The sequence below is a fragment of the Bacillus sp. mrc49 genome, assembly GCF_002803435.1.
Map to the genome: position 1 here is coordinate 1 of NZ_PHNG01000812.1, position 8,890 is coordinate 8,890.

Consider the following 8,890-nt stretch of genomic DNA (forward strand, 5'->3'; position numbering starts at 1 on the left):
AAGCTAAAACGATTCATAAAAACGAGTAGGGGGTAAATATCCATGAATGAGATAACGATAATCGGCCTTGGTGCAGGGGACTTGGACCAGCTTCCGCTAGGGATTTATAAAAAATTGACACAAGTCCAACAATGCTTCTTAAGGACGATCGATCATCCTGTGATCGAGGAATTGAAAGCGGAGGGCATCCATTTCACGGCTTTTGATTGGATATATGAAAAGCACGACCAATTTGAAGCGGTATATGAAGAAATTGCCGAAACATTATTACAAGCGGCTTTGAACCAGTCCGTTTTATATGCGGTTCCCGGTCATCCGATGGTTGCCGAAAAAACGGTCCAGCTGCTGCTTGAAAAAGGGCCTGCGCTTGGAGTGGACATAAAGCTGGAAGGCGGACAAAGCTTCCTCGATCCCTTGTTCCAAGCTGTTCGCATCGATCCGATCGAGGGGTTCCAGCTATTGGATGGGACGGACCTTTCCCCCAATGACCTGCATATCACCCAGCATATGATAATCGGCCAGGTGTATGATGCATTCAGCGCTTCGAATGTGAAGCTTACTTTAATGGAGAAGCTCCCGGATGACTACGAGGTATTCATCGTTACAGCGGCAGGCAGCAGCAAGGAAAAAGTGACAAAATGCGCTCTGTTCGAGCTTGACCGTCAGTTGGAATTAAGTAACTTGACGAGTGTATATGTCCCTCCTGTCAGAGAAGAAGCGCTGCAATACCGCGAGTTTTTCAAGCTGCGGCAAATCATTGCCCAGCTTAGGGGACCTGACGGTTGTCCTTGGGATAAGAAACAAACACATGAAAGCTTGAAGAAATACCTGATAGAAGAGGCATACGAGCTTATTGATTCCATTGATGAAGAAGATGATGAGGGCATGGTCGGCGAGCTTGGGGATGTCCTGCTTCAAGTGATGCTCCATTCGCAAATCGGCGAAGATGAGGGCATGTTCACGATAGATGATGTAATCGAGGGCATTACGGCCAAAATGATTCGACGCCATCCCCACGTATTCGGCGATGTGGATGTGAATGACGAGGAAGACGTAATGGTGAACTGGCAGAAAATCAAAGCGGAGGAGAAAGGCAGCGAACTAACGCTCCAGCCTTCAATATTGGATGGAATCGAGAAATCCTTGCCAAACTTACTACGCGCCGAAGAATATCAGAAAAGAGCTGCAAAGGTTGGCTTTGATTGGGACGAGGTTTCCGAAGCATGGAAAAAGGTTATAGAGGAAGTGCATGAATTAGAAGAAGAAATGGTATCTCCGGATTGTGATGTGGAAAGAATTCAATCGGAGCTGGGCGACCTCTTTTTTGCGCTTGTCAACATTTCACGTTATTATGACATACAAGCGGAGGAAGCCGTCTACAAAGCGAACCGGAAATTTCATCAGCGTTTTACATATATAGAACAATGCATCCTAAAGACAGGCAAAAAGTTTGAAGATCATTCTTTGGAAGAGCTGGATTCATACTGGGATGAGGCAAAGGCTAAAGGACTTTAATCAAGGGGGAAAATTAGAATGTCGATGAGATTGGATAAATTCCTGAAAGTATCAAGGTTGATCAAGCGCCGCACACTTGCGAAGGAAGTTGCGGACAAAGGGCGGATCACGATTAACGGGCAACAGGCAAAAGCGAGCTCGAATGTGAAGGATGGCGACGAATTGACTGTACGTTTCGGTCAAAAGCTGGTGACGGTACGAGTCGATAAAATCCAGGAAACGACGAAAAAAGATGCGGCAGCAGAAATGTATACGATCGTAAAGGAAGAAAAGCTGGCAGAGGAGTAAGGACAAGCTTGGTTCTATTTCCCTTCTTACGGACATACACTTGTACAAAATCAGTGGTACTGTGAGGGATGAAAAAATGAGCCAATTTATTGAACCGAATAATGCTGGTTATACAAAGGGAACGATCCAAGAGCATGATGTAACGATGAAAGGCCGCCGTTTACTGGAAATTACCGGAGTCAAGCAAGTGGAAAGCTTTGATAATGAAGAGTTCCTGCTCGAAACGTCAATGGGATTCCTATCGATACGAGGGCAAAACCTGCAAATGAAAAATTTGGACGTTGATAAAGGCATCGTATCCATTAAAGGGAAGATTTTCGACCTTGTTTATCTAGATGAGCAATCAGGGGAGAAGGCTAAAGGCTTCTTTGGCAAATTGTTCAAATGACATTAACGATCCAATTTTATACGTTGCTAGCGATGATTGGCATGGGCAGTGGTTTTGGAGCTGCCCTGGATACGTATAGCCGGTTTCTAAAGCGTTCCGAGAGGAAAAGGTGGATTGTGTTCATCCACGATTTCCTTTTCTGGATCATTCAAGGTCTGCTTATCTTTTATGTTTTATTTTTAGTGAACGAGGGAGAGTTTCGCTTCTATTTATTTTTGGCCTTATTTTGCGGTTTCGCTGCATATCAAGCATTGTTCAAAGGGTTCTATCAGCGGTTGTTGGAATTATTGATACATCTGGTGATAAAGTTGGCAAGATTTATCACCAATTCTGTTCACATGCTGATATTTCTTCCGATAAAATGGGTAATAGTATCCATAATAGCCATCGTGATGGGGCTAGGCAAATTCGCCTTCGCATTATTGAAATGGGCAGGGAAAATCGTTCTCTTTATTTTAAATGTATTCTGGAAGCCAATAAAATGGATGTTGACCTATATATGGAATTTATTGCCGGTTTTTGTTACGAAAAACGTCGGGAAGTTTTATAATAAAGGAAAAGGGATTTTATTGAAAATAAAGAATTCTATAAGTAGAACGCTGAATGGATGGAGAAATAAAAAGAAATGATGAGAGGAGTGATAAAATATGAGTAGCCTTCGTAAAAGGAAAGTGGCAAAAATAGAAAATGCCTACGTCGCCCAACAAGAGAAAAAAGTACAAACAGTAGAAAAAAAGAGGCGCGGTCTAATGCGTAGACTAACTCTTTATTCAGTTTTTGCGGCTCTCTTTTTAATTTTGGCTGTTACCACCCTCGTTACGCAAAATGCTGCACTTGATGAGAAAGTTCAACAGAAGAAGGAAATGCAAGTTAAGCTGGCTAAATTGGAAAAAGACGAAACCCTTCTTAAGGAAGAAATCGTCAAACTTAATGATGACGATTATATTGCGAAAATAGCCAGACGGGATTATTTCCTATCGGACAATGGCGAGATCCTTTTTACGCTTCCAAAAGGTAAGGAAGATAGTGACTAATATTGACACTGTTTTTTTACTTTCGTTATAATATAGTATGAAGAGATTTTTTAACATTTCTAAGGAGGAACATTTTTTTTATGTCAATCGAAGTAGGCAGCAAGTTACAAGGTAAAGTAACAGGCATAACTAATTTTGGTGCATTTGTAGAGCTCCCTCAAGGTTCCACTGGTCTCGTCCATATCAGTGAAGTGGCTGATAATTATGTCAAGGATATCAATGACCATTTAAAAGTGGGCGATACAGTTGAGGTGAAAGTCATCAATGTGGAAAAAGATGGCAAGATTGGCTTGTCCATAAAAAAAGCGATAGACCGTCCTGAAGGTGAGCAAAAACCTGCATACACACCACGTCCGCGCCAAGGAAGAGGGAATGACAGCCGTTCCAAAGACTTCCGCTCAAAAGGTAACAGTTTTCAGCCAAAGGAAAACTTTGAGCAAAAAATGGCAAAATTCTTAAAAGATAGCGAAGACCGCTTAACGACCCTCAAACGTAGCACCGAAACGAAACGGGGAGGTCGAGGAGGAAGACGCGGATAAAACTGCTGCTGAAATAATAGATTAGCAACTTTTCCTGTGAATACTTTCATAGTGTAGATAAAGGCAGGCAGCTTGCTTGTCTTCTTTTAATTGTATCTAAGAAGTTCCGTGAATCACGCCAAAAAAAGCGCTCCTGTACACTAGTGTGCAGGAGCGCTTTTTCTTGTCTTTTGGGATGACCCGTACGGGATTCGAACCCGTGTTACCGCCGTGAAAGGGCGGTGTCTTAACCGCTTGACCAACGGGCCAGGAAAAAAATAAGGATAGCGGCAGAGGGGATCGAACCCCCGACCTCACGGGTATGAACCGTACGCTCTAGCCAGCTGAGCTACGCCGCCATAATGGTAAGTGCTACTGAAGCACAAGTTATATCTTACATTCGTGAGGAAGGAATGTCAACAAAAAAAATAAAGATTATCTATTTCCATTTTCCTGATGATTTATTCATGTTATTATCCGCAAAAATAACCTAAAAACTTTGCTTTTCTTCAAAAAAAAAGGAACATCCGTTTCTGTATTGGGAAAAACCGGACAAAAACCTGTATACAAATGATTGTTCAAGAAGAATTTCGTCGAACGTTTTTCCAATATGCTTTTAAAATTCTGACAAAAAAATGACAATGGCCTCTTTATAATAAAAATCACTAATACGAATGGGGTGTTGAAATGGAAAAAGTAGAAAGACCAATGTTGGAACCTCTTGGAGATGTTCAATTAAAAGAAGCGAAGGCAGGGGCCATCAATTGGATCCAGCAGCTGCAAATGAAATCGGAGGATATATTCATAAAGAAAGGCATTTCTTTAGCTATTATCGGTTTTTTATTAGGACGGGCATTAATCCTCTCGCAGCTGGCACCATTTGGACTTCCGTTTTTCGCAGCCGTATTCCTCATGAGACGTGACAGGGCTCCGCTGGCATTATTCGGATTGATTGCAGGGGGGCTCACCGTTCACTATTCCAATAGTTTAATCATATTCGCATCGGCTTTCCTGCTCCTGCTTTTTCATAAGATCAAGAAGCCCGCCGTCGAAGGACAATTCAAGACGATGTCGATGTACGTATTCGCTTCAATGTTCCTGGTCAACCTGGCCGAGCAATATCTGGTGTTCCGAACGATTCAGCTGTACGACCTTATGATGATAGGGGTGGAGGCGGGACTAGCCATGATATTGACCTTGATCTTCATACAGTCGATTCCGCTGCTGACGATCCGGACAAGATCCCAATCATTGAAGACGGAGGAAATCGTCAGTATCATCATCTTGCTGGCATCGGTGATGACCGGAACGATTGGCTGGATGATATATGATCTATCACTCGACCATATATTCTCACGATACTTGGTACTTCTCTTCGGGCTGGCAGGAGGGGCCGCCATAGGCTCCACTGTAGGTGTAGTAACCGGACTGATATTTTCGCTTGCAAGTATTTCCAGCCTTTATCAAATGAGCCTGCTTGCTTTTTCCGGCCTGCTTGGGGGCCTGCTGAAGGAGGGACGGAAAATAGGGGTCGCTAGCGGCCTCTTGATCGCCACATTACTGATAGGTCTATATGGCGAGGGCACCAATAATATAATGGTCACACTTTATGAATCACTTGTTGCCGTGGCGTTATTTATATTGACTCCATCATCGATCATCAACAAAATAGCGAAGCATATACCGGGAACTGTTGAGAATTCCGATGAACAGCAGCAGTATGCCCGCAAGGTGAGGGATGTTACCGCTCAAAGGGTTGAGCAGTTCTCACACGTTTTCGAGGCGCTCTCGAATAGCTTCTCCCAGGTGGATGAAAGGGGGAGATTGGAGGAAGATGAGAAGGAATTCGATTATTTTTTAAGTAATGTGACGGAAAAGACATGCCAGCTCTGTTTTAAAAAGGAACAATGCTGGGCCAAAAACTTTAATACAACCTATGACGGCATGCAGGAAATCATGCTTCAATTAAGTGAAAATAATGGACAAATCCCGCAAAAAACTGCGAAGGAATGGGGGAAATACTGTACTCGCGGGCCTCAGGTCATCGGGGCTATAGCCCAGGAGCTCACCTACTTCGAGGCAAACCAAAAACTGAAAAGGCAGGTGAAGGAAAGCAGGAAACTAGTGGCGGACCAGCTGCGCGGCGTTTCTGCAGTGATGGATGATTTCGCAAAAGAAATTCAAAGGGAACGGAAAAACCATCATTTACATGAGGAATCCATTATGGAGGCCATTCAGGATTTTGGCCTGCATATCGGTTATGTTGAAATATACAGCCTGGAGCAAGGCAATGTGGATATAGAGATGAGTGTCCCATACTGCCAGGGCAGGGGCGAATGTGAAAAACTGATCGCGCCGATGCTTTCGGACATATTGGGAGAAACGATCGTCGTTCATTCAGAAGAATGTGCAACATATCCAAACGGGCAATGTGAGGTGATATTTAGGTCAGCAAAAAAATTCACGGTCGAAACGGGTGTGGCTCACGCTGCCAAGGGGGGAGGGCTTGTATCAGGAGATAGTTATACGACGATGGAAATCGGCTGCGGTAAATTTGCGATAGCCATCAGTGATGGCATGGGAAATGGGGAAAGGGCCCATTTTGAAAGCACGGAAACATTGAAGCTGCTGCAAAAATTCTTACAATCGGGAATAGAAGAAAAAATAGCCATTAAATCCGTAAACTCCGTTTTATCACTACGCACTACCGATGAAATATTTTCAACTCTTGATTTAGCAATGATTGATCTTCAGGACGCAAAGGCTAAGTTTTTGAAAATCTGTTCAATACCGAGCTTCATAAAAAGGGGAGATAGAATCATAAAAATTGAATCGAGTAACCTTCCGATGGGAATCATCCAGGATTTTGATGTTGATGTTGTATCGGAAGAGTTGAAGGCGGGAGACATATTGATCATGATGAGCGATGGGGTGTTCGATGGACCGTCACATGTGGAAAATATCGAGTTCTGGCTCAAACGAAAAATCAAGGAAATGGAGACGGACGATCCACAGGAAATTTCCGATTTAATATTGGAAGAAGTCATCCGGACGAAAGGGATCATAGATGATGATATGACAGTGGTAACTTCAAAAATAAAACATAATACGCCGAAATGGGCTTCCATTCCCGTTTCCTCGAAAAACAAAAAGGCCCAGTAGGACATTTATATAAAAAATATCCGAATTCATGAATGAGGTGATGGAATGGTGGACGGGTAAAAGGTAAAAAGGTTGAACGCCAAAGGAAATTCCCGTGACTCTTGTTAATGTGACTTGATTGCGCATGCCGCTTGCGTATAAATTCCCTTTTTTTAGTCAATTATGGTAACAGATTGAAAAGAAGGGAGAGCAAAACATGAAAGCAGGAACATTAAGACAGATTTTGCTTATTACCGACGGATGTTCGAATCATGGTGAGGAGCCATCTGCCATGGCTGAACTAGCAAGGGAGCAAGGCATAACCATCAATGTCATAGGCGTCATGGAAAATGATGTGATTGATGAAAAGGGACTGAAGGAAATCGAGAAGATTGCCGGCTCGGGAGGCGGTGTAAGCCAAATCGTCTATGCCCAGCAGCTGTCCCAAACCGTGCAAATGGTCACCCAAAAGGCAATGACTCAAACCATACAGGGAGTAATCAATCGTGAACTTCAACAAATACTGGGAGATTCAAGCACGATGGAGGATCTCCCCCCGGAAAAACGAGGCGAAGTGATGGAGGTGGTCGACGAGCTTGGGGAAACAAGCAAGCTTGAAGTGTTGATCCTTGTAGATACCAGCGCAAGCATGAAACATAAGCTTCCTACCGTAAAAGATTCTTTATTGGACCTTTCCCTCAGTATGAACGCAAGAATGGGTGACAGCCGTTTTTCCGTGTTCGTATTTCCTGGGAAAAGAAAGGATGTGGAAAAGTTGCTGGATTGGACCCCCAACCTTGAAGCCCTGACGGCAACTTTTCCTAAGCTCAGTACGGGCGGACTCACTCCGACAGGTCCGGCCATTCGCGAAGCGTTGACCTATTTCAATAAAAAACGTTCATTGAGGGGATTGTTATCACATGATGATGAACAATACTTTGAGGAATCAATGTAAACTACTGCCTGGAAGTACCGTCATTGGGAAATGGAATAAAAACCAGTACAAAATCTTGAAGGAATTGGGGTGTGGCGCCAACGGCATCGTCTATTTGGTGGAAAACGGAAATCGTCATTATGCTCTAAAGCTCAGTGATAATGGGACGTCCATTATATCGGAGATGAATATCCTAAAATCCTTTTCAAAGGTCCAGGGGTCTACCCTTGGACCTTCCTTTTTGGAAGCGGACGATTTCATCAAATCAGGAAAGCAGCTCCCCTTTTATGTCATGGAATATATCCATGGACACGATTTTTTGCGTTTCATCGAAAAAAAGGGAGCATCGTGGATCGGTGTCTTGATGCTTCAGCTATTAACCAGTTTATCGGCCCTGCATGCAAATGGTTGGGTGTTCGGTGATTTAAAGCCAGAGAATTTGATCGTGACTTCTCCCGCCTATAAGGTGCGCTGCGTCGATGTAGGGGGAACGACCTTGATTGGCCGTTCAGTCAAGGAATTCACGGAGTTCTTTGATAGAGGTTACTGGGGGCTTGGTTCGAGGAAGGCCGATCCGCAATATGACTTGTTCGCTGTGGCGATGATCATCATCAATTCAGCCTACCCGGGACGTTTCCATAAGAAAGGGGAGGGGTATAGTCAGCTAAATGACTTGATTAAGCAGAAAAAGGAACTTCTCCCCTATAGAAAAATGCTGGATAAAGCGCTGCACGGGAAGTACGATTCAGCGCTTCAAATGAGGGAGGATTTAGTTGCTGTGTTGAGTAAGCAAAGCCACCAGAAGAAAACGGGGACTGTCCAGGCGGCGGCAAGCAAGCCTGCGACAAGGCAGGCAAGAAGGTCCCAAAACCATTCCAACAAGAAGCGGGGAGGACTGTTTGAGACTTTTTTACTTGTTGCGATCATATCGATGCTCTATGTTCTCTACATATATGAACAGTTGTTATGATATAGTTAATTAACGAATATCATGAAATAGTTGGTACCATTTCATGTTTTGAACCGTATTAACTATTACCTGTCCATAAAGAAGGAAGATTGTATGTTAAAG

9 protein-coding genes and 2 tRNA genes are annotated in these 8,890 nt (G+C 43.5%); 9 read left to right on the forward strand and 2 right to left on the reverse strand.

Features of this window, described 5'->3' with window-relative positions:
• Nucleotides 1-42: 42 nt before the first annotated feature.
• From mazG to CVN76_RS30630, 6 genes are all read left to right on the forward strand, one after another.
• Complete coding sequence (gene mazG, locus CVN76_RS30605) at nucleotides 43-1,515, forward strand: nucleoside triphosphate pyrophosphohydrolase (RefSeq protein WP_100534285.1); 1,473 nt, start codon at nucleotides 43-45, stop codon at nucleotides 1,513-1,515.
• A gap of 24 nt (nucleotides 1,516-1,539) precedes the next feature.
• Complete coding sequence (locus tag CVN76_RS30610; RefSeq protein WP_061144054.1) at nucleotides 1,540-1,803, forward strand: RNA-binding S4 domain-containing protein; 264 nt, start codon at nucleotides 1,540-1,542, stop codon at nucleotides 1,801-1,803.
• 76 nt (nucleotides 1,804-1,879) lie between these two features.
• Nucleotides 1,880-2,191, forward strand: coding sequence for a sporulation protein YabP (gene yabP, locus CVN76_RS30615; protein WP_100534286.1), 312 nt, complete (start codon nucleotides 1,880-1,882; stop codon nucleotides 2,189-2,191).
• On the forward strand, nucleotides 2,188-2,820 hold the full coding sequence (gene yabQ, locus CVN76_RS30620) for a spore cortex biosynthesis protein YabQ (protein ID WP_100534287.1): 633 nt from the start codon (nucleotides 2,188-2,190) through the stop codon (nucleotides 2,818-2,820). The genes yabP and yabQ overlap by 4 nt, the downstream gene beginning before the upstream one ends.
• An 18-nt stretch (nucleotides 2,821-2,838) precedes the next feature.
• Nucleotides 2,839-3,225 (forward strand): FtsB family cell division protein, encoded by a 387-nt coding sequence (locus tag CVN76_RS30625; RefSeq protein ID WP_061144016.1) that lies wholly within the window; start codon nucleotides 2,839-2,841, stop codon nucleotides 3,223-3,225.
• A gap of 80 nt (nucleotides 3,226-3,305) precedes the next feature.
• Nucleotides 3,306-3,764 (forward strand): S1 domain-containing RNA-binding protein, encoded by a 459-nt coding sequence (locus CVN76_RS30630; RefSeq protein WP_061144015.1) that lies wholly within the window; start codon nucleotides 3,306-3,308, stop codon nucleotides 3,762-3,764.
• A 176-nt stretch (nucleotides 3,765-3,940) separates the two neighbouring features.
• Here the strand turns inward: CVN76_RS30630 and CVN76_RS30635 are convergent.
• A tRNA-Glu gene (locus CVN76_RS30635) sits at nucleotides 3,941-4,012 on the reverse strand.
• Nucleotides 4,013-4,028: 16 nt separating this feature from the next.
• Nucleotides 4,029-4,102 (reverse strand) — tRNA-Met (locus CVN76_RS30640).
• A 328-nt stretch (nucleotides 4,103-4,430) separates the two neighbouring features.
• Here CVN76_RS30640 and spoIIE point away from each other — a divergent pair.
• From spoIIE to CVN76_RS30655, 3 genes are all read left to right on the forward strand, one after another.
• Nucleotides 4,431-6,905, forward strand: a complete 2,475-nt coding sequence (gene spoIIE, locus CVN76_RS30645; RefSeq protein ID WP_061144014.1) for a stage II sporulation protein E — start codon at nucleotides 4,431-4,433, stop codon at nucleotides 6,903-6,905.
• A 196-nt stretch (nucleotides 6,906-7,101) separates the two neighbouring features.
• Nucleotides 7,102-7,839, forward strand: coding sequence for a VWA domain-containing protein (locus tag CVN76_RS30650; RefSeq protein ID WP_061144013.1), 738 nt, complete (start codon nucleotides 7,102-7,104; stop codon nucleotides 7,837-7,839).
• On the forward strand, nucleotides 7,808-8,788 hold the full coding sequence (locus tag CVN76_RS30655; RefSeq protein ID WP_100534288.1) for a protein kinase domain-containing protein: 981 nt from the start codon (nucleotides 7,808-7,810) through the stop codon (nucleotides 8,786-8,788). Before CVN76_RS30650 ends, CVN76_RS30655 begins: the two co-directional genes overlap by 32 nt.
• Nucleotides 8,789-8,890: the final 102 nt, after the last annotated feature.

What these genes read in the sequence shown, in the direction of transcription:
- mazG (WP_100534285.1), top strand. Translation starts at nt 43, where the DNA reads ATGAATGAGATAACGATAATCGGCCTTGGTGCAGGGGACTTGGACCAG.
- CVN76_RS30610 (WP_061144054.1), top strand. Translation starts at nt 1,540, where the DNA reads ATGAGATTGGATAAATTCCTGAAAGTATCAAGGTTGATCAAGCGCCGC.
- yabP (WP_100534286.1), top strand. Translation starts at nt 1,880, where the DNA reads ATGAGCCAATTTATTGAACCGAATAATGCTGGTTATACAAAGGGAACG.
- yabQ (WP_100534287.1), top strand. Translation starts at nt 2,188, where the DNA reads ATGACATTAACGATCCAATTTTATACGTTGCTAGCGATGATTGGCATG.
- CVN76_RS30625 (WP_061144016.1), top strand. Translation starts at nt 2,839, where the DNA reads ATGAGTAGCCTTCGTAAAAGGAAAGTGGCAAAAATAGAAAATGCCTAC.
- CVN76_RS30630 (WP_061144015.1), top strand. Translation starts at nt 3,306, where the DNA reads ATGTCAATCGAAGTAGGCAGCAAGTTACAAGGTAAAGTAACAGGCATA.
- spoIIE (WP_061144014.1), top strand. Translation starts at nt 4,431, where the DNA reads ATGGAAAAAGTAGAAAGACCAATGTTGGAACCTCTTGGAGATGTTCAA.
- CVN76_RS30650 (WP_061144013.1), top strand. Translation starts at nt 7,102, where the DNA reads ATGAAAGCAGGAACATTAAGACAGATTTTGCTTATTACCGACGGATGT.
- CVN76_RS30655 (WP_100534288.1), top strand. Translation starts at nt 7,808, where the DNA reads ATGATGAACAATACTTTGAGGAATCAATGTAAACTACTGCCTGGAAGT.